General features: G+C 49.9%; 2 tRNA genes. Both read right to left on the bottom strand.

Going from position 1 to position 381, the window contains the following annotated elements:
- Window positions 1-47: 47 nt before the first annotated feature.
- A tRNA-Ala gene (locus G4V62_RS19430) sits at window positions 48-123 on the bottom strand.
- 65 nt (window positions 124-188) lie between these two features.
- A tRNA-Ile gene (locus tag G4V62_RS19425) sits at window positions 189-265 on the bottom strand.
- Window positions 266-381 lie beyond the last annotated feature (116 nt).

Raw genomic sequence — 381 nt, 5'->3', positions numbered from 1 at the left:
TTTTTTGTCGGTTATCTAGTTTTCAAGGATCCTCTGATACATACATTTGGTGGAGCCTAGCGGGATCGAACCGCTGACCTCCTGCGTGCAAGGCAGGCGCTCTCCCAGCTGAGCTAAGGCCCCAAATAAAGGTATATATACAATTAAACGTCATCTGCTTGTGGCATTTCGAACAATAAAGTACGAAATGGTGGGCCTGAGTGGACTCGAACCACCGACCTCACGCTTATCAGGCGTGCGCTCTAACCGGCTGAGCTACAGGCCCACAGACAAATGAAGCACGTACGATGAATTCAATACGCGCGTGAAAGGTAATTACCCTCTCAAAACTGACAAAAGCCATGACGTATGAGGGCGTGCGCCCCCGCTTTGATGTTCGTC

The organism is Litoribacterium kuwaitense (assembly GCF_011058155.1).
Classification (GTDB): Bacteria; Bacillota; Bacilli; order Bacillales; family DSM-28697; genus Litoribacterium; species Litoribacterium kuwaitense.
The sequence above is the reverse complement of the archived record's forward strand: the minus strand, read 5'-3'. Positions and strand labels throughout refer to the sequence as shown.